Origin of the sequence: Dactylosporangium sp. NPDC005572, from assembly GCF_040605515.1 — a bacterium.
Lineage (GTDB): Bacteria > Actinomycetota > Actinomycetes > Mycobacteriales > Micromonosporaceae > Dactylosporangium.
The window spans coordinates 234091-252658 of the sequence record NZ_JBEXCY010000001.1 but is presented as its reverse complement, the minus strand read 5'-3'; the positions used below and the strand labels follow the sequence as shown (position 1 = coordinate 252658).

General features: G+C 68.7%; 19 protein-coding genes and 1 pseudogene. 6 read left to right on the top strand and 14 right to left on the bottom strand.

Annotated features, from left to right (window positions below):
* Positions 1–53: 53 nt before the first annotated feature.
* Positions 54–134: pseudogene (locus ABZS66_RS01060) on the top strand (hypothetical protein); the annotation flags it as partial.
* 22 nt (positions 135–156) lie between these two features.
* On the opposite strand, the gene ABZS66_RS01055 reads toward ABZS66_RS01060, so the two are convergent.
* The 8 genes from ABZS66_RS01055 to urtA form a co-directional block, all read right to left on the bottom strand.
* Complete coding sequence (locus ABZS66_RS01055) at positions 157–732, bottom strand: TetR/AcrR family transcriptional regulator (protein ID WP_354753908.1); 576 nt, start codon at positions 730–732, stop codon at positions 157–159.
* On the bottom strand, positions 729–1295 hold the full coding sequence (locus ABZS66_RS01050; RefSeq protein WP_354753906.1) for a helix-turn-helix domain-containing protein: 567 nt from the start codon (positions 1293–1295) through the stop codon (positions 729–731). The genes ABZS66_RS01055 and ABZS66_RS01050 overlap by 4 nt, the downstream gene beginning before the upstream one ends.
* The gene (locus ABZS66_RS01045) at positions 1295–2974 is read right to left on the bottom strand and encodes a hypothetical protein (protein ID WP_354753904.1); all 1680 of its coding nucleotides are present in this window, start codon (positions 2972–2974) and stop codon (positions 1295–1297) included. Before ABZS66_RS01045 ends, ABZS66_RS01050 begins: the two co-directional genes overlap by 1 nt.
* A gap of 89 nt (positions 2975–3063) precedes the next feature.
* Positions 3064–3747, bottom strand: coding sequence for an ATP-binding cassette domain-containing protein (locus ABZS66_RS01040; RefSeq protein WP_354753902.1), 684 nt, complete (start codon positions 3745–3747; stop codon positions 3064–3066).
* 1 nt (position 3748) lies between these two features.
* Positions 3749–4585 (bottom strand): urea ABC transporter ATP-binding protein UrtD, encoded by an 837-nt coding sequence (gene urtD, locus ABZS66_RS01035; protein ID WP_354753900.1) that lies wholly within the window; start codon positions 4583–4585, stop codon positions 3749–3751.
* The gene (urtC, locus tag ABZS66_RS01030) at positions 4582–5676 is read right to left on the bottom strand and encodes an urea ABC transporter permease subunit UrtC (RefSeq protein ID WP_354753898.1); all 1095 of its coding nucleotides are present in this window, start codon (positions 5674–5676) and stop codon (positions 4582–4584) included. The genes urtD and urtC overlap by 4 nt, the downstream gene beginning before the upstream one ends.
* Entirely contained in the window at positions 5673–6557 is an 885-nt protein-coding gene (gene urtB / locus ABZS66_RS01025) for an urea ABC transporter permease subunit UrtB (RefSeq protein ID WP_354753896.1), read from the bottom strand. The genes urtC and urtB overlap by 4 nt, the downstream gene beginning before the upstream one ends.
* Positions 6558–6657: 100 nt before the next feature.
* A complete protein-coding gene (gene urtA, locus ABZS66_RS01020; RefSeq protein WP_354753894.1) occupies positions 6658–7953 on the bottom strand; it encodes an urea ABC transporter substrate-binding protein in 1296 nt (431 codons plus the stop codon).
* A gap of 575 nt (positions 7954–8528) precedes the next feature.
* Between urtA and ABZS66_RS01015 the strand changes: the two genes are divergently transcribed.
* Both ABZS66_RS01015 and ABZS66_RS01010 read left to right on the top strand, forming a co-directional pair.
* On the top strand, positions 8529–8963 hold the full coding sequence (locus ABZS66_RS01015; protein ID WP_354753892.1) for a recombinase family protein: 435 nt from the start codon (positions 8529–8531) through the stop codon (positions 8961–8963).
* 641 nt (positions 8964–9604) lie between these two features.
* Entirely contained in the window at positions 9605–9904 is a 300-nt protein-coding gene (locus ABZS66_RS01010) for a hypothetical protein (RefSeq protein ID WP_354753890.1), read from the top strand.
* 222 nt (positions 9905–10126) lie between these two features.
* Here the strand turns inward: ABZS66_RS01010 and ABZS66_RS01005 are convergent, their stop codons facing one another.
* Positions 10127–10453 (bottom strand): hypothetical protein, encoded by a 327-nt coding sequence (locus tag ABZS66_RS01005; protein ID WP_354753889.1) that lies wholly within the window; start codon positions 10451–10453, stop codon positions 10127–10129.
* A 146-nt stretch (positions 10454–10599) separates the two neighbouring features.
* Complete coding sequence (locus ABZS66_RS01000; protein WP_354753887.1) at positions 10600–10752, bottom strand: hypothetical protein; 153 nt, start codon at positions 10750–10752, stop codon at positions 10600–10602.
* Between the two features lie 203 nt (positions 10753–10955).
* Here ABZS66_RS01000 and ABZS66_RS00995 point away from each other — a divergent pair, with 203 nt between their 5' ends.
* The gene (locus ABZS66_RS00995; protein WP_354753885.1) at positions 10956–11153 is read left to right on the top strand and encodes a hypothetical protein; all 198 of its coding nucleotides are present in this window, start codon (positions 10956–10958) and stop codon (positions 11151–11153) included.
* A 225-nt stretch (positions 11154–11378) separates the two neighbouring features.
* On the opposite strand, the gene ABZS66_RS00990 is transcribed toward ABZS66_RS00995, so the two are convergent.
* Positions 11379–12716: an FAD-binding oxidoreductase gene (locus ABZS66_RS00990; RefSeq protein ID WP_354753883.1), complete on the bottom strand. Its 1338-nt coding sequence runs from the start codon at positions 12714–12716 to the stop codon at positions 11379–11381.
* A 129-nt stretch (positions 12717–12845) separates the two neighbouring features.
* Between ABZS66_RS00990 and ABZS66_RS00985 the strand changes: the two genes are divergently transcribed.
* Positions 12846–13448: a helix-turn-helix domain-containing protein gene (locus tag ABZS66_RS00985; RefSeq protein WP_354753881.1), complete on the top strand. Its 603-nt coding sequence runs from the start codon at positions 12846–12848 to the stop codon at positions 13446–13448.
* A gap of 23 nt (positions 13449–13471) precedes the next feature.
* Here the strand turns inward: ABZS66_RS00985 and ABZS66_RS00980 are convergent, their stop codons facing one another.
* Entirely contained in the window at positions 13472–13597 is a 126-nt protein-coding gene (locus tag ABZS66_RS00980; RefSeq protein WP_354753879.1) for a hypothetical protein, read from the bottom strand.
* A 291-nt stretch (positions 13598–13888) separates the two neighbouring features.
* Complete coding sequence (locus tag ABZS66_RS00975; protein ID WP_354753878.1) at positions 13889–14065, bottom strand: hypothetical protein; 177 nt, start codon at positions 14063–14065, stop codon at positions 13889–13891.
* A gap of 243 nt (positions 14066–14308) precedes the next feature.
* On the opposite strand from ABZS66_RS00975, the gene ABZS66_RS00970 reads away from it, so the two are divergent.
* Complete coding sequence (locus tag ABZS66_RS00970) at positions 14309–14473, top strand: hypothetical protein (protein ID WP_354753877.1); 165 nt, start codon at positions 14309–14311, stop codon at positions 14471–14473.
* An 8-nt stretch (positions 14474–14481) separates the two neighbouring features.
* Here the strand turns inward: ABZS66_RS00970 and ABZS66_RS00965 are convergent, their stop codons facing one another.
* Positions 14482–18366 carry a BTAD domain-containing putative transcriptional regulator gene (locus ABZS66_RS00965; RefSeq protein ID WP_354753875.1) on the bottom strand — a complete coding sequence of 1295 codons (3885 nt, stop codon included), beginning with the start codon at positions 18364–18366 and terminating at the stop codon, positions 14482–14484.
* Between the last annotated feature and the right edge of the window lie 202 nt (positions 18367–18568).

The following is an 18568-nucleotide window of genomic DNA, read 5'->3' as shown; positions in this document are numbered from 1 at the left end:
CCTGGTCCTGGGTTCGACCCGGCCGGGCCCGGGTACGCCGTGGCGGCTCGCTCAAACCGGCACGGACCCTCGGCCCGGACATCGTTGCCGTCGAGTTCCCGTTCTGGTGGGTCCACGTCGTCGGCCCGGTGCTCGGTGCGGTCGCCCGCCCGGCGCTTACGGGACGACGCGGTCGCGGATGCTGTCGAGCACCGCCTCCGCTGCCCATGCGGCTGCGTCGGCGATGTCACGCCGGTCCATGCCGAACTCGCGGCGAAACGTCACCCAGGTCGCTGCGGAGTCGAGGTGGGACAGCGCCACGATGACCGCTCTGCGCTGCGCCGCGTCGAGGGATGGCACCTCGGCGTCCAGCAGCCGCTCGAGGTGGGCCCGGCCGAGCGACGGCGCCGCGCCGCTCACGCCGCGCATTGCCGTCTCGGCGACGACGTGCGCGAGCTCCGGCCGCTCGTCGTACCGCTGCATCGCGTCGCGGATCGCGAGGGGGATGTCGAAGATCGAGTGCGACTCCTCGCGCACGAACACCGTCGCCTCGATCCACGCTGCGGTCGCCAGCAGCAGATCGACCCGCGTGGGATAGTTGCGGAACACCGTGCGCTCGGCGATGCCGGCCCGGCGGGCGACGAGCCGGTACGACACGTCGTCGCTGCCGATTTCCTCGATCAGCTCGGCGTAGGCGGCGAGGATCGCCGCTTGCGTGCCGCTCAGCGCCGGGACGGCCGTCGACCTGCTCACGGCTCCGCCCACGTCGCGTCGGGCAGCCTCGCGAGCATTGTGCCCACGGCGCGATCGAACGCGTCGCAGATCTCGCCGGCATCCAGGTCGAAGCCCGTGCGCAGTCGCGCCCAGAACATCGCCGACGAGAAGTAACGCAGGGATGCCGCGACCCGCCGCCGATCCCGCCGGTTGAGCGTCGAGGCCGACACGTCGAGCATCGCCTCGATCGCACGCGTGATGTAGGCGGGCTCGGCGTCGAGCGTCAGCGAGATCGTAGACGCCCGTGCGCCGACGAATGCGTACGCGGGCGACGCGTCGAAGGCGCGGAATCGCTCGTGCACGGCAGTGCGGAAATCGGCCACGGTCACGAACGGCGGCAGCGGGAAATGGGTCTGCTCAATCCAGTTCGACAGTGCGACGAGCAGGTGCGCACGTGTGGGGTACTGGCGGTACACCGTGCGCTCCGAGATGCCGACCTCGTCGGCGAGGGCGCGGTAGGAGATGTCGTCGAACGTGTGCTCACGCAGCAGCACCGCCGCGCTCGCCAGAATCGCGGTCGCGGTGTCGACCGGCTCCTCCATTACGTTCCCCTGCCTCGATCGGTCGCCCAGTGCGGGGGGCCGGTGACCTCCGGCGGAAGCACGTAGCGATCGGAATCGTCGAGCGTGAGCGCCAGCGACGAGACGTACTGCACCTGGCCGTGCGCCCCTCGCTGGGCCGAGGCCAGCATATCCGGTCGCTCGAACATATATCCGGTGACATGGCAGCGGAGCCGCTCGCCCGAGGGGTTGCCGTGCTCGTCGAACAGGGGAGAGTCGATGCCGTCGGAGCGGCGGCGGAGGTAGTAGCGCCCCCGCGTGGCGAGGGCCATGACCGGCGTGGCGACGAACGCGACGCCGATCGCGATGAGCACCGAGAACGGCTTGACGGCGGTGCCGAGCAGCCCGGCGAACGCGAGCAGCGAAAGCACCGAGGCGAGCCCCACCGACACGAGCCCCACCGGGTTCCAGTCGTGCAGCATGCCACGGCGGAATTCCGGGAAGCGCGGCGAGATGCGCAGCACCCACTTGTTGATCGCGATATCGGTGGCGATCGTCACGAGCCACGCCATGACGACGTTCGCGTACAGGCTCAGGACGAAGGAGATGAGGGTGAAGACGTCCAGCATCATGAGCGCGTACGCGATCACAAGGTTGAGCAGCACGAAGATCGTGCGACCCGGGTAGTGCTTCGCCACCCGGGTGAAGACGTTCGACCAGGCGAGCGAGCCCGAATATGCGTTCGTCACGTTGATCTTCACCTGCGCGACCACGATGAGCACGAGGGCGAGGGCGATGGCGAGCCAGTCCGGGAACAGGGTCTGGTACATGCCGACGAACTGCTTGACCGGTTCGGTCGCGGAGTGCCCGAGGGTGGGATCGACCTTCACGAGGACGTAGACGGCGAGAAACACCCCGATCATCTGCTTGGTGCTGCTGAAGATGACCCAGCCCGGGCCGGACAATGCGAACGACGTCCACCACGAGCGGGCGTTCGACGGCGTGCGCGGCGGCATGGCGCGGATGTAGTCGATCTGCTCCGCCAGTTGCGGGGTGAGGGCGAAGCACACGGCCGCGCCTGAGACAACGGCGCCGAAACTGATCGAGCCGTCGGACTTGCCGTCGAACGACGTGAAGGCGCGCACTGACTCGGGGTCGGAGACGATGATCCACAGCAGCGGCAGCAGGGCGAGGGCGAGCCACAGGGGCGTGGTCCAGAAATGCAGGCGCTCCAGCGCACGCATGCCGTAGATGACGATCGGAATCACGACCACGGTCGAGATGAGATAGCCGAGCCACAGCGGCGTCCCCGTCGCCACCTGCAGCCCCTGCGCCATGATGGCGCCCTCCAAGGCAAAGAAGATGCAGGTGAAGCCCGCGAAGACCACGGTTGTGATGATCGAGCCGTAGTAGCCGAATCCCGAGCCACGGGCGATGAGGTCGAGGTCGAGGTTGTAGCGGGCGGCGTAGTAGGCGACGGGTACGCCCACGATGACGATGATGACCGACGCGAACAGGATGCCGAGCATGGCATTGGCGGTACCGTGGTCGATGCCGATGGTCGCGCCGATCGAGAAATCGGCGAGGAACGCGATGGACCCGAGGGCTGTCGCGCCGACGGAGGCCGCGCTCCAGCGCCGGAAGGTGCGCGGCACATATCGGAAGGCATAGTCCTCGAGGCTGTCCTCCGCGGCCGCGCGCGCGTTGCCTGTCCTGCTCACAGTGGCATCCCCTCACGCGCCGGGCGTGAGGCATCTTCCGGGTTCGTTGTTTCGAAAGCATTGCAGGCCCGGAAACCGGTAATGTCGGCTCAGATCGCCATGGCGGCTCGCACGGTGGAGATGGCTGCCGATCCCCCCTCGTCGGTCTGGGTGACGAAGCCAGAGGCGAGCACGACGTAACGCTCAGCGGCCTCGAGGGCGAAGCCGATGTGCTGCTCGACGAGCAGCACGTTGATGCCCTCGGCGGCCAGTTGCACGATGGTGCGCTCGATCTCGGCGACGATCGTGGGCTGGATGCCCTCGGTCGGCTCGTCAAGGATGAGGAGCTTCGGCTCGGTGATGAGGGCGCGGGCGATCGCGAGCTGCTGGCGCTGCCCGCCCGAGAGCAGGCCTGCCTTCCGGGCTGCGAACTGCTCCAACGCGGGGAAGCGAGCCATCTGCGCGTCGATGAGGGCCTTGCCGCCCCGGCGTCCGTCGGCGACGAGCTGCAGATTCTCGAGCGTGGTGAGCTGGCCGAACGCCTGCTGACCCTGCGGCACGTACGCCATGCCGCGAGCGACGCGCTTGTTGGGGGCGAGCGACGAGATGTCTTCGCCGTCGAAGAACACGCGGCCCTTCGTCGGCTTGATGAGCCCGATCGCGACACGCAGCAGCGTCGTCTTGCCGGCGCCGTTGTGGCCGAGCACGGCCACGACCTTCCCGGCCGGCACCGTCACGCCGTGCAGCACCCGCGTGCGCCCGTAGCCGGCCTCGATGTCGGTGAGTTCGAGCATGTCAGTCCTCCTTCTGCTGCTGCGTCCCGGCTACCACTTCCGGCGAGCTTGCGAGCCCGACGGCTGCCGCTTCGGGCACGACCGACATGGCGGCCGTGGTCGCGGCTCCCGTAGTGCCGAGGTAGACCTCCTGCACCTTGGGGTCGGCCTGCACCTCGGCCACCGAGCCGTGCGAGAGCACCTTGCCCTGGTGCAGCACCGTCACGCGGGTGGCAAAGCGGCGCATGAAGTCCATGTCGTGCTCGACGACCAGCACGATGCGCTTCGCCGCGACGCGCTGCAGGAGCTCGCCGGTCGCGGTGCGCTCGTCCTGGCTCATGCCGGCGACTGGTTCGTCGAGCAGCAGCACCCTCGCGTCCTGCACGAGCAGCATCGCGATCTCCAGCCACTGCTTCTGGCCGTGCGACAGGATGCCGGCCGGCGTGGCGAGCTCGCCGGCGAGTCCTGTCTCCTCAAGCGCCTGCACGATCGACGGTTCGACGCGACGCCGGGCCCATAGCAGCGAGGCCGCGTGGCGGTGGCGTCCGGCGGCGATGTCGAGGTTCTGCAGCACCGAGAGCTCGTTGAAGACGCTGGCGGTCTGGAACGTGCGGCCGACCCCGAGCCGGACGATCTTGTGTACCGGCCTGCCGAGCAGCTCCTGCTCGCCGAGCCTTGCCGACCCGGTAGCCGCAGAGAGCCCCGTGATGGCGTCGATGCAGGTCGTCTTGCCGGCGCCGTTCGGGCCGATGAGGAACCGGACCTCGCCAGGGTGCGCGTCGAAGGAGACGCCGCCGACCGCGACGAAGCCCGAGAACTCGACGTGGAGGTCCGTGACGACGAGCGAGGCGTCGGTCACGACTTCGCCTCCTCGAGCTGCAGGGTGGCGGTCGCAGCTGCGGGCTGTTCACCAGGGCTCCGGCGCGCTGTCGTGAACCTGGCGAGCACCGACGACAGTCCTTTCGGCAGGAAGAGGATGACGACGATGAACAGCAGGCCGATGATGTACGTCCAACCGTCGGGCCAGGTGGAGCCGAGGCTCGACTGCCCCCAGCCGACCGCCATCGCACCGAGCGCGGGGCCGAAGAGCGAGGCGCGGCCGCCGAAGGCAACGCCCGCGATCATGAGGATCGAGGCGGCAGCGCCGATCTCGGCCGGCGTGATGATGCCGACGATGGGCACGAACATCGCTCCGCCGATGCTTGCCATCAGCGCTGCGACGACGAAGGCGACGAGCTTGATGTTGGCCGGGTCGTAGCCGAGGAAGCGCACGCGCTCCTCGGCGTCCCGGGTGGCGACGAGGAGCTCACCGAAGCGGCTGCGGTAGAGCTGCCACACCACGAGCAGGCACACGACGAGCAGCGCTGCCGTGATGAGGTACACCATGTTCCTGTTCGCCGGGTCGTTCAGCACGAAACCGAAGAAGTACTTGAAGTCGCTGAGTCCGGTGTCGCCGCCGGTCTCGCGGATTGTGGAGCTGATCAGGGTAGCGAGCGCGACGGCGAGCGCCTGCGTCAGGATCGCGAAGTACGCGCCCTTCACGCGGCGCTTGAACAGCGCGTAGCCGAGGATGCCGGCCGCGACCACCGGGAGCAGCACGATCGCCAGCAGGGTGAACGCAGCGCTGCGGAACGGCTCCCAGAACGCCGGGAGCGGCGCGAGCGGGTCGTAGAGCACCATGAACCCCGGGACCCCGTCACCGGCGGTCTCCAGCGTGAGGTGCATGGCCATCGAGTAGGCACCGAGGGCGAAGAACACCCCCTGGCCCATGACGAGCATCCCGCCTCGGCCCCACGCCAGGCCGATGCCGACGGCGGCGATCGCCCAGCAGCAGTACTTGCCGAGGTTGCCGAGCCAGTGGTCGGTGAGCACGAGGGGAGCGACCGCGAGGAGCAGGACGGCGAACACCCCGATGCCGACGAGGGAAAGCTGTGGCTTCAGTTTGGTCATACCAGACTCCTGGTTCGCACCGTGAACAGGCCCTGCGGGCGCACCTGCAGGAAGACGATCACGAGGATGAAGGCAAGCACCTGCGCGAGGCTGCCGGTCGTCCAGTAGGCGAAGCACGAGAGGACGACGCCCACCGCCCACGCGGCGACGATGGTGCCCTTGAGCTGGCCGATGCCGCCGGCGGCGACGACGAGAAAGGCCGGGATGATGTACTGCGCGCCCATCTGGGAGTTCGTGCCGCCGATGAGCGACGCGGCCACTCCGGCGATCCCGGCCAGACCCGACCCGACGAAGAACGTCAGGCGGTCGACGGTGCGGGTGGAGATCCCCGCGGTCTCGGCGAGGTCCCGGTTCTGCACGGTCGCCCGGATGCGGCGGCCGAACGAGGTGTACTTGAGCCAGGCCGCCAGCGCGGCGACGCAGACGATCGCGAGCAGGATGGTGAACACCTGCCGCAGCGGCCAGTCGTAGCCGAGGATGGTCAACTGCCCGTCGAGCCAGCCTGGCTTCTCCACCGGGACGCCCTGGGACGGGAAGATCTGCAGTGCCGCCTGCTGCAGGATCAGGCTGACACCGACCGTGACGAGCAGGGTGTCGAGGGGCCTGCGGTACATCCACTGGATGATGCTGACCTCCAGCAGGAGGCCGAACAGTCCGGCGACGACGAACGCGACCGGCAGCGCGACCGGGATCGACAGATCGCTGGAGTCGATGACCTGCTGGACGAGGTAGGCGGTGAAGGCGCCGATCATGAGGAACTCGCCGTGGGCCATGTTGATCACGCCCATCTGGCCGAAGGTGAGCGAGAGGCCGAGCGCGGCGAGCAGGAGCAGCGCACCCTGTGCGCTGCCGTTCAGCAGCGGTGAGATTAGTGCGTCCACGTGCTCTCGCTCTCTGTGCGGAGGGGGATTCGGATCCGGGTACGCGGGGTTGCCTGCCGCAGCGACACGCAACCCCGCGTCCGTGCAGGGGGTGGGGCGATCAGCCCGCGGCTTTCACGAGCTGGTCGCGGACGTTCGCCGGGAACCAGTCGTAGCCGTTGAGGAACGGGTCGGGCTTGATGAACTTGTCGGAGGACCAGACGATGTCAAACTGGTTGCTGGCGTTGATCCGGCCGATGTGGCCCGGCTTTGAGATGTGGTGGTTCTCGCCGTCGAGCGTGACGGTGCCCTCCGGTGCGGCGAACGTGATGGTGTTCTTCTTCGCTGCGGCGTTCACCGCGGCGACGTCGAACGAGCCGGCCGCCTCGACGAGCGCCTTGTACAGGTACAGCGAGATGTAGGCGGCCTCCATCGGGTCGGAGGTGACGCCGCTGCTCTTGGGATAGGCCTTCCAGCTCTCGATGAACTTCGGGTTGGTGTCGGTCTTGAGCGACTGGAAGTAGTTCCAGGACGCGTAGTGGCCGGTGACCTCGTGGCCCATGGCCGGCGCCTCCTCCTCGGCGATCGACACCGAGATGATCGGCGTCGTCGCCGCGGTGAGGCCGGCGTCGTAGTAGGCCTTGATGAAGCCGACGTTCGACGAGCCGTTGATGGTGTTGAAGATGAAGTCGGGCTTGGCCGCCTTGATTTTCGCCACCTGGGTGGTCCAGTCGTCCTTGTCGAGGGGCACGTACTCCTCGCCGACGATCTGGATGCCGAGCTTGGCGGCGTAGAGCTTGATGATGGCGTTCGCGGTGCGCGGGAAGACGTAGTCGCTGCCGGCGAGGAACAGCTTCTTCACCCCCTTGGAGGCGAGGAAGTCCATCGCCGGGATGATCTGCTGGTTCGTGGTCGCACCGGTGTAGTAGATGTTCGGCGATGCCTCGAGGCCCTCGTACTGCACCGGGTAGAAGAAGAGGCCGTTGTTCTTCTCGACGACCGGCTTGACGGCCTTGCGGGAGGACGAGGTCCAGCCGCCGAAGATGGCGCCGACGCAGTCCTGGGTGAGCAGCTTCTCGGTCTTCTCCGCGAACGTGGGCCAGTCGGTAGCGCCGTCTTCCTGGACGTACTGGATCTTCTTTCCGAGGATGCCGCCGCCGGCGTTGATCTCGTCGGCGGCCATGTGCAGCACGTTGGAGACGGTCTTCTCGGAGATCGCCATGCCGCCGGTGAGGGAGTTGAGGAAGCCGAGCTTGATGGTGCTGCCGGAGGTGTCGACGCAACTGGGTCCGGCCGACTTGCTGCTGGACGTTTCATCGCCGGCGCGGGCGCCACAGCCGGCGAGCACGAGGGCCACGGTCGTCGCGAAGGCGCCCGTGGCGACAAGCGCGCGCAGCCGCTTGCTGGTGGTGGACATATGCGGGAACTCCGTTCCTGGTCAAGGACGCGTGACGCCGGGGTCGCGGCACAGCGGATGGTGCGGATGTTCATGTCCCGGGCCGAGCCGCCGGCGTCCCAAGCGCCCAGCCCGGTATCGCCAACGAGGTGCAGCCGGCTGCTGCAGGTGAGAGCAGATTGGTCCTGTGTCATTACTCTGACATTTCTCGACCGTTCCAACTATGTAACCGCCGCCCGGCATGGCTGCACTGGCCTCGAAAATGCACGGAAAATCGCAGAAGGGCGATGTCAGAGTTCTGTCGCGCCCGAGGTGAGGGCCAAAGTGATGGCACACTTCTGACATCCGGGAGGGGTCGATGCGCTGCATCCCGCCGAGACGGTGTTGCGCGATCGGCGGGCGGCCCAGGACGCGATGCACTTCCGTCCTGCTCGATCGGTTCCGGCGGAACCTTCGCCGCGCCGCCGGCCGCAACGTCCAGTACTTCGGCCGCGTCGAACCGATCCTGCTGAGCCGGCGCACCGGGCGTTGCTGATGCTGCTCGGGGCGCAGTCGGAGCTGGAGGTGCTACGGGGCGTTCGCGTTCCCTGGCTGCGATGCGGGCGCAGATCCGTGACGAGGGCCGGTTCCTCGGCGGCCGCCCGTTGTACGGGTATCGGCTGGTGGACGCCAGCCCGCATCCGAACCCGATGCATGCGAAGTGGGGCCGACGGCTGCAGCGGCACGACGTCGATCCGGCGACCGCGCCGACGGTGCGACGGATCTTCGCCGAGCGGCTGTGGGGCCCCAGCGTGTCGCGGATCGCTGCGATGCTGAACGCGGACGGGGTGCCGTGTCCGTCGCAGGCCGATCCGGGCCGTAACCGTCACCGGACCGGGTTTGGGTGGGTGTTGACGACGGTGCAGGCGATCCTGGCGAACCTGAATACACCGGCCGGCAGGTCTGGAACCGGCAGCTCGCGCATCACACGCCGGCGCATCTGCCGGGGCCGTTCAAGACGCAGCGGTGGGCAAGGACGAGCGATTGGGTGATCTCCAGGCAGTTGGCCCATCCGGCGTCGGTGTCGGAGGCCGACTTCATCGCGGCGCAGGAGATCACCGCGCTGACTGCCCCCGCTTGTGGCGGTGTCCGGAGGTATCAGCTGATCGTATCGGCGTCGGGCGATGGGTCGGGCGTCGCGGTAGCACAGGACCGGTGCGGTTGGCCTGGCTGGACGCTCCTCGATGTGCCGCTGTAGATGTCGCATCAACGTCGGGGATACGGGCTGCCGGCGGACGGTCTCGCCCTTCTCCCGGAGCAGGATGAGGCACTGGTCCGTGTCGAGGTCGGCCGGAAGGAGTGCCAGGGCTCCGCCTCGGCGGCAGGCCGTTTCGGTGTGCAGGCGCAGGAGCAGGGTGTCCAGGTCCGGGTCGTCGCCGCTGGTGGCCGCGACGCTGTTGATCTCCGCCAGCCGTGTGTCGGCGACGGCCCTGCGGGTACTCGCCAGCTGGCGGGGTTTGGTGACCTTCTGCCCGGGTCGTCCTGCGGTGATGTCTTCTTCAAGGTCTCGCCGGGCATTGGACGTCGTGCGTCGTGATGCAAGATAGAACGTTCGGTCTAGACAAGGGAGATCCAGACGGATAGCGTAGTTCGCAACAGAACGTTCGTTCTACCTATGCGGCAGGAGAGTGCCATGCCCACCAAGATCACGTTGATCATCGACAACCCCGCGAACCCGGACGAGTTCGAGAAGGCCTACGTTGAGGTGCTGCAGGCCGCGGAAACGTTCCCGAAGCTCCAGCGAGTCGAATCGGCCAAGGTGTGGCCAAAGGAGGACGGCACGACCACGCCCGCGTACCGGACGCTCGACCTGTACTTCGAAAGCTACGAGGACGCCTCCGCGGCAGTCGCCACGCCCGCTGCTGCTGCGGTCTTCGGCGGGCTCCAGGGGACGCAGGTGACGTTCACGGGTCTATTCTCGGACATCGAGTAGTACCCGTCGCATCGGCGCTCGGGCCGACTGGCCCGAGGCGCCGATGCAAGCTCAACCGCTACGCCTGGGACGAGACGTCGAGCACCGTGCGCGGGGTAGTGGGCCCGCCGGCGTGGTCTGGTGGCTGGCCGTCCCCTCCGCGGTCGCGATGATGCTCGGCGACGCGGGCCGCCGACGGTCCCCGCGACCGCCGCCGCGTGCTGGCCGACCTGGTCCGGGACGTCACCAGGCCACCGCCCGGTACGCCGCGATCAGCCGGCGGTCATGGGTGAACGGGCCGGCGCCGGCGAAGGCATACTCGGCGAACCGGGTGCCGATGCGCTGGTGGGCCTCGGGGCTCGGGTGTAAGCCGTCGGGCAACGGAAGTTCGGCGGCGTCGGCCGGGCCGTACAAGGTGGTGCCGTCGAGGTAGTGCAGGTTCTTGTCGGCCGCGCGGCGGTCGGTCAGCGGGCGCAGCTGTCGCCGGATGACTTGGAGTGTCAGGCGTCCCAGTGTGACGTCCCCGACGGCTCCGCTCGCGATGAAATCGAGCTGCCGTGGTGCAGCCACAGCGGCAGCCTGGTGTCGTCCGGCTCGATCGGGGCGTCGGCACGCAGCTCGATCAGTTCGAAGGTCTCGTTGTGCGGCAGCCAGGCCTCGATCCGGTGACGGCCCGCGGGCAGGCCGGCCACCGTGGTCGTGTGCGGCTCACCGGGCTAGACCGTGGTCTGCCCGGTTGTGAGGTCGACGTCGATCCGGTCGCCGCCGTCCAGCACGTCGCGAACGGCGAGCTCGGCGTCGGTGTAGACGTCGATGTGCCCGCGCGGACGCTCGGCGCCGACGTAGGCGATCCGGGTCGGGTGAGTCACCCCAGCTCGACCGTGCTGGCCGTCGTCTGGAACACGACGCGTACGCCGGACGGCTGGCCCTCCGTCGACAGCGGCTGTCCGTCCGGAATTGCTCCCCGGCCCAGCCTGCCGATGAAGCCAGGCCGGGCCGACACGATGACCCGCGACACAAACGCAACGGCACCATCGACCTGTTCGCTGCGCTGAACGTCGCCACCGGCGAGGTGCTGACCGATCTACGCAAAGGTCACGCCGGCGCCGACGTACTGCGGTCCTTCAAGCAGATCGACGCCAGCGTGCCCCGCGGCCTGGCGATCCACGTCGTGCTGAACAACCTGTCCGCCCACTCCACCCCGGAGATCATGAGGTGGCCGGCGCACCGCGATCGACGCCGCTGGCATCTGCACTTCACCCGAATCTGAGAGTCACGCTTCGGCTCCTTGCCGGTCGTGTGCTGCCCGGTTGATGGTCTGTCGCCGGTTGTGAGAGCAAGTTCCGCGACCAGGGCAAGGGCGGGACTGTTCGGGTCTGTTCGGACAGGCGTCGTTACTGTGCCGCCAGGCCGCACGACACCGTGGGTTCGCCGTTAGATGGATGCCCGTTGATGTGCTGCCCCGCGAAAGGGGGCGGCACATCCGGTGCTCGCGTTAGGACGCCGGGACGTGGTGGTTGCCGCGGAACACGTCCTGCGGGTCGTACTCGGACTTGACGCGGCGTAGGCGGTTCCAGGTCTCGGTGTTGAAGAACAGGCTCGCGTCCGTCGGCTGCTCGACGAAGTTCGGGTAGTTGCCGACGCGGTTCGGTGCGACGGCGGCCGCGATCGCGTCGAGGTCGGCCTCGACGGCCGGGGCCGCGCTCAGGTCGGGAACGACGGAGAGGCTGAACATGACGATGTTCCCGGGCAGCGTCGCCCGCGCACCCGCGCCCGGCTGGTGGCGGGCGAGCGCGCCGCCGATGTGCCGCAGCTGCACCATCGTGACCGTCGACCCCACCCCGGCGATGCGGGTCAGGTCCTCGATCGCCGACGGTGACAGTTCGTCGATGAGCGCGGTCGTGGACAGGTAGGGCAGCGGGTTCACCGGGTCCATGGCGAGGTCGGCGAGGCCGATCGGCGGCTGCATGGCGAGCGTGTCCATCGCGGGGCCGAGCCGGTGCAGCGGCCGCAGCAGCTCACGCCCCTCGGCCTCGGTGCCCAGCAACGCCACCATGACGATGACGAAGGACTGCCCGCGCACCGCGTCGGGCAGCTCCGGCAGCGGCGGGAAGTGCAGGATGGTGGCCCACGTGGTCAGCTCCTCGGGAAGGGCTGGCAGCAGCCCGGACCAGGTGCGCAGGACGTCGGACGTCCGCTCCAGCGGGAAGAACATGGCGCCGGCGTAGAGCTCGCGGGCCGGGAACACGCTGAACTCGATCGCGGTCACGATGCCGAAGTTGCCACCGCCGCCGCGCAGGGCCCAGAACAGCTCGGGCTCGTTGTTCGCGTCGGTACGAACCAGGCGCCCGTCGGCCGTGACCAGTTCGATGGCGGTCACCGCGTTGCACTGCATCCCGTGCTTGCGGGCGAGCCAGCCGATCCCGCCGCCGAGCGAGTAGCCGACGATGCCGACGTCCGGCGAGGATCCGTGCAGGGCGGCGAGCCCGAGCTCGGACAGCTGCGGCGTCACGTCTTCCCACTTGGCGGCCGCGCCCACGCGCACCCGGCGAGCGCCGGCGTCGATCGAGACGCCGGTGAGCGCCGACGTGTTGAGGATCAGCGTTCCCGCAAGCGAGCCGAGGGGCCCGGGGTTGTGGCCGGTCGCCTGGGGCGCGACGCGAAGACCGTGCTCGCGGGCGTAGGCGATCACGGCGGCCACCTCCCGGTCGTCGGCCGGGAAGGCGATCGCCTCCGGCGACTGGTCGATCAGCAGGTTGAAGGTCCCGCGCGCGGCATCCCAGGCGTCGTCGCCGGGCCGGACCACGCGGCCGAGGTTGGTCGAAGTCTGCATCGTAAGCATGGTTTTTTGCCCTCTTCGTTCGATTGCGGCACTTTCGCTACACGAGTGTGTGCAGCGAATGTAGGCAGCGTGGCCCGGGTGCCGCAACTTCGTTGCACACAGGTGTGGCATGATTGAGTGGTGACACGGAGTTACGAACTGAAGAAGCGCGCGGAGCGTCAGGAGCGGACGCGGCAACGAATTGTCGAGGCAGCGGTGGCTCTACATGGCGAAATCGGCCCGGTGCGCACGACGGTGAGCGCGATTGCGGAGCGTGCTGGAGTCGAGCGGCACACCTACTACCGTCACTTTCCCGACGATCGCTCGTTGTTCCTCGCCTGCTCCGGCTGGTTCAACGAACACCATCCGATGCCCGACCCGGCGACCTGGCAGCCGATCGCCGATCCGCAGGAGCGACTGCGGCACGCGCTCGGCGAGCTCTACGACTTCTACGCCCGCAACGAGCAGCTGATGGCCAGCGTCAGCCGGGACGAGCAGGTCCACGCGCTGACCGCCGAGGTGAACGCCGTGCACATGGGGCCGGCGATGGCGGCCATGCGGGAGACGCTCGCCGCGGGACTCGCCGAAGGCCCGGACGCACGCCTGGTGTATGCGGCGCTCGACCTCGCGCTCGCCTTTGCGACGTGGCGCACGCTGGCCCGCATCAGCGGCCTGCGCGAGGAAGAGGCGGCGACCCTGATGGCGCTGGCCGTCGTCAGCGCCGCCGCGCTACCCGGCTTGTAAGAACGGGATGAGGGCGGCGGCGGTCAGGTCGTGCAGTTGCTGCTGCGTTTCCGGCCGTAGCGCTCGTCGTGGTACGTCCCGTTGTCCGCGCTGCGCGTGACCACGATGCATGCCGCGTGCTCGGGGCTGTCGCCGTCGACGGCGAACATCGCGTGCAGCAGGCCGGTGGCGATGACGCCGGGGTGGATGCTGACCGCTTCGACGCCCTCGACGGCCGAGCCGGCACGTGTACGTCACGAGGACGAGATTCGAGTGCGCGTAGGCGCCCGAGGCGCTGTAGGGGTGCCGGGCCAGCTCCAGGTCGTCGAGACGCAGACTCGCCGACAAGTGCGTCGCCGACGCCACGTTGACGATGCGGCTGGTGAGGTCCTGCAGCACCGTGGTCAGGGCTACCGGTGCCAGATAGTTGACCTGCAGGGTGAGCTCGTGGCCGTCGCCGCTCACGGTACGCCGGTCGGCCCGGGCCGGGCGGCGTTGTTGACCAGGACGTCGATCCGGTCGACGGCCGAGCGGATCTCCCGGTCCCCATGCCGCACCACTGCCGTACCGCAAACCGGGATCAGCAGATGGCCGGTCGTGCTGATCTGGAATACCCCTTGATCGTCGATGCTTGCCACGACAGGGCGCGTCATGAGGCACACAGCCAGGTGGGCGCAGATGTGTAAGGCGAGCGCTCAGAACCACTTGAACACTTGCCACGAAAGTAGAGCAGGTATGCCTCAAAGTGTGTCGAAGGGGCGACACGCACCAAAATGCCGACGTGATCTGGAAGGTGACGCCGCGGGTCGGCGGGACCCAGCCGAGGCGCAGGCGGTGGTCGATGAGCGCGCGGACGTCGAGGCGCAGCGCTCCGGCCGCGGGTGAGCCCTCGCTGCGCGACGGTCGTTCCGGACCTGGGCGTGGCCCGCCGGGCGTCGAGCGCGAAAGCACGCGAGGTCCTGGGCTGGCGGCCCCGGCCGATCGAGGAGACGATCCTGGACACCGCGGCCAGCCTGGCCGGCCTGGGCCTGCTCCGAGACGCGTAGCCGGCCCTTTATCCGGTTGCCGCGCCGGTCTGCGTCTCGAGATCGGCCAGGAACCTCTCGGCGCGGCGGGCGAAGAGGTGGGCCCCCCGTTCGCCGGATCGGACCCGGGCTTCGTTGGCGGCGGCTCGTACGACGTCGACGGGTTCGCCGCGGGCGTGCAGCAGGCGCGCGCGCAGCAACAGGAGAAGTCCTTCGGCATAGCGCTGGCCGTGGGCCTTGATGGCCTGGTCGGCCTGGTCGAGGGCGGTCGCGGCCTTGTCGGGTGTCTCGGCTGCCAGCCACATCTCGGCGATCAGTCCGTACCAGTAGGCGAGGCCCCATCGCGGCGGGTCGTGCAGGGTCGCGGCCAGGAGATGTTCGGCCTTGGCCGCGTTGCCGGCCGGGTCGTCGCCGGTGAGGGCACGGGCCCAGTACCAGTCCAGCCGGATATAGGCTTCCTGCGCGACGCCGGGAAGGTCGGCGTCGGCCGCGACCCACCGCTCGGTCGCGTGCATCGCCCAGGCCGCGTCACCGGCCATCGAGGCGGCCATGGTTTGGTAGCGGGTCCAGCCCGACATCTCAAAAGTGTCTCCCTCGGCCTGGTACACCGTGCCGAGCAGGGACCGCGCCGTCTCGACATCGCCCTGCAGCGCGGTGATCACGGCCAGATAGCCGAACCACTCGTCCGGGATCCGCCAACGTCCGAGGTCGTGGCGGCGTCGAATCGGGGCACCCCCGACCTGGCCGGCGAGGTGGTACAGGCTTTCCTGAGCCGGCCCTGGGTGCGGGTCGGCGGAGTTCGCGAGCAGCGAGGCAACGCCGTCCACAGTGGTACGGCCTAGCCAGCTGAAACACTGATACGCCGCACCGATGTCGCCGATGTCCCAATTGTACAGGCCCCAGGCCTGCCGGCCGTACGCCTGGATGATCGGGTCCGCGGACGCCTGGCCTTGCTCATGCAGCCGGCGAGCCCACATCCCACGGTCTTTCTCAGTGTTGACGTAGGCCCCGGTCATTCGAAAGAAGAGGAACTCGGCGGCGGCCGTCTCGCGGCCGAGTTTGCCGGCAAGATATGCGCCCCGTTCCAGCAGATCGTACGTCGAGCCGCCCATTCCCGGGGGCTCGACGGCGAGGAGGTTGAGCAGCGACAGGACGGACAGTTCCAGCTCCAGCAGCCCTGCCGTCCGGGCGATCTGGACGGCCGATTCCAGGTTCCGATAGGCGGCTGCGAACGCGAGCTTGGTCGCCGCGCGGCGACCGGCGCGCGCCAGTGCCTTCGCGGTGCGACCCGGGTCGGCCAGGGGGCCGGCGCCCCGCAGGTGGTAGGCGAGGCGTTCGGCGACGGACTCGTCGTCCGCATGGATGTGTTCGAGGGCGTCGGCGACGCGCAGATGTAGCTGGACGGCCTGCTGCCGCGCAGTGGTCTCGGTGACCGACTCGCGGACCAGGTCGTGCGCGAAGCGCCACGAGAACGGGTCTTCCGGCTTGGTCTCCAGGAGACCGAGTGCTTGCAGCGGTTCGAGGCGTTCGAGGCAGTCCGCGATGTCGACGCCGATCGCGCGGGCGAGCAGGTCGAGGTCCACGTCGCGGCCGATGACCGCGGCGATGCGCAGCAGGCCGTGAGCGCTGTCGTCGAGACCGGTCATCCGATCGCGGACGACGTCTCGTACGGTGGCCGGCACTCCGGTCCGTGTTGATGCGCCGCCGTCGCCGAGCGAGCCGCCGTCGCTGAGCAGCCGGGACAGCTCCTGGACGAAGAACGGATTGCCGGCGGTGCGGACATGGATGTCGCGGGCGACCTCGGCACCGGGATCGTGGCCGGTTTCGCGGCGGATGAGCTCGGTCACGTCGGTCAAGCCGAGCGGGCCGAGCCGGATCCTGCGGTGGCCGGGCTGCCGGCTGGCCTCAGCCAGCACCCGCGACAGGCTGGAGCCGGGTGTGGGTGCGCGATCGCGCAGCGCACCGATGATCACTGTGCCGGCGGGTAAGCGGCCCGCCAGGTGGCCGAACAGCTGGAGCGAGGCGGCGTCGGCCCACTGCAGGTCATCGACGATCAGCACCATGGGCCGCGGCGCCGAGGCCTGCCCGACGACGGTGACGACCTGCTCGAACAGTCGGAACTGCGCACCGCTGTCGAGAATCGCCGGCGCGGCCGCATAATCGTCGTCTCGCGATTCGAGGAGGCCGCCGACCTCACTGGCGAGCCACTTCTCCCGCAACGGCGCGGGCAGGCTGTCGAGAATCGGGCGGAGCGTCTGTTCCCAGGGCCACATCGACGGTGTTCCGTCGCCTTCCAGACACGAACCCCACACGACCAGCGCGCCACGCCGGCTCGCTTCGGCGGCGATCTCTCGCACCAGGCGGGTCTTGCCCACGCCCGGCTCGCCCTCGACGATGCGGAGCGCTGGGCTGCCGGTGAATGCCATCTCGACGGATTGCCGCAGTAGGGCGAGTTCCTCGGCCCGGCCGACCAGCCCGGCTGCCGTTCGCACCGACGCGCCGTCACCCCCACCGTCCGTACGCGCCAAGAGCGGCGACGCCGAGGGCTGCGACAGCACTCGCTGGTGTGCGGCTTGCAGCTCCGGGCCAGGATCGATACCGAGCTCGTCGGCAAGGCGGGCGCGGACCTGGCGGAACAACGACAGTGCCTCCGCCTGACGTCCCGCCGCCCCGAGGGTGGAGATGAGGCTGGCGTGGACGGGTTCGTGGAACGGCGCCATCGATGCGGCCAGCTGCAACGCCGCCAGCACCCGTGCCGGTCGGCGCAGCGACACGGCCAGTTCGGCAGCTTCAGTGCACGCGGCGTAGAACTCGTCGTCGATGGCGGCGAAGATCGGCAGCGCGGTTGACCTGTGCGTGAAACCGTCGCCCGCACGGCCCCGCCAGAGGCCGAGCGATTCGACATAGCGATCGAGCGCCATTTCAAGGCGTTGCTGTGCGAGGGCCTCCTTGGCCGTCTCGACGAGTTCCCGGAAGGTGACGAGATCCAGGGTGCCGGGGGGTGCGGTGAACAGGTAGGCGTCTCCGCGGCGGTGCAGGTAGGAACCGTGTGCACGGGCGGGGACCGCGGGTTCGAGCAGTCGCCGCAACGCGCCGACGTATTTGTGGATGACGTTGAGCGCACTGCTGGGGACCTCGTGGTCCCAGATCAGGTCCATCAGCTCGCTCGTGCTGACCGGCCTGCCCACCCGGGCCAGCAGCAAGGCCAGCAGATAAGCCTGTTGCCGGGGACCCGCATCCACTTCGACACCGTCGCACCACACCCGCAACGGACCAAGGACCTGAAGGCGTAAAAGAACGCCATCGGCCGGCCGATCTTCGTTGCCCGGCCGGACAGGATGACCGGGCAGAGCCACGCCGACTCCCGGATGATACGGCAGATTACCAGCTAACAAATCGTCAAAATCGCACTCTAGCAGTGCGAAACCTGCCAGGTCCACAGTCGATGTCGCTTGCGTCGTTTGATCGGCGGCGCGATGATCCCGGCGCCCTAGCCGGCCGCGCTCGTCGAGGCCGAGATCCCTGTACGGAGGACCGTCGAACCTGGCCTTCCTCGACGAGGAAGTCTCCACCCCGATAGCGTTCGCGCCGAACCCGCCGCCGGAATCCTCCCCCGCGTTCTCGTCGCCCTCCTGCTTGCCACCACCACCGCCGCCCGGCATCCCGGCCCTTGGACAACGGAACCTGCAGAACCTGACCGCATCGGCCATGACCGACCCATACCCAATGGATTGTGCTGTCTGCGGCGCCCCGATGACCTTGGCCTTCACCGCGGCCTCGGCCGACTGGAACGGCAGGCACTGCAGCTGGCGCCCGTCCGAAGAAGACCCGGCCGCATCCCAGACACCGTCGGCGTGCAGATCGGGCGTGGATACGCGTTGTACACCTTCCGCTGCCCCGAATCCTTCGACCACCCGCCGGCCACCGCCATGCAGTGACGCATTCCCCACCATGGCTTGCCGGCCTCCGAGTGCACGCAGATCGGCAGGACAGCAAGCCGCGGCATCGCCGCGGCCTCTCATCACTCGCTGCGACAACGAGAGTCCCACCGCCGCGCAGCACACGCGGCATATCCGCGCACCTGATCGAGCGTTCCAGTGGGCGACGCCGGACCCT

Bases quoted from the DNA above. Each gene is read 5' to 3' on its own strand.
- ABZS66_RS01050 (WP_354753906.1), bottom strand. From the start codon at position 1,295: ATGGAGGAGCCGGTCGACACCGCGACCGCGATTCTGGCGAGCGCGGCG.
- ABZS66_RS01040 (WP_354753902.1), bottom strand. From the start codon at position 3,747: ATGCTCGAACTCACCGACATCGAGGCCGGCTACGGGCGCACGCGGGTG.
- urtC (WP_354753898.1), bottom strand. From the start codon at position 5,676: ATGACCAAACTGAAGCCACAGCTTTCCCTCGTCGGCATCGGGGTGTTC.
- urtA (WP_354753894.1), bottom strand. From the start codon at position 7,953: ATGTCCACCACCAGCAAGCGGCTGCGCGCGCTTGTCGCCACGGGCGCC.
- ABZS66_RS01015 (WP_354753892.1), top strand. From the start codon at position 8,529: ATGCGGGCGCAGATCCGTGACGAGGGCCGGTTCCTCGGCGGCCGCCCG.
- ABZS66_RS01010 (WP_354753890.1), top strand. From the start codon at position 9,605: ATGCCCACCAAGATCACGTTGATCATCGACAACCCCGCGAACCCGGAC.
- ABZS66_RS00990 (WP_354753883.1), bottom strand. From the start codon at position 12,716: ATGCAGACTTCGACCAACCTCGGCCGCGTGGTCCGGCCCGGCGACGAC.
- ABZS66_RS00980 (WP_354753879.1), bottom strand. From the start codon at position 13,597: ATGTTCGCCGTCGACGGCGACAGCCCCGAGCACGCGGCATGCATCGTG.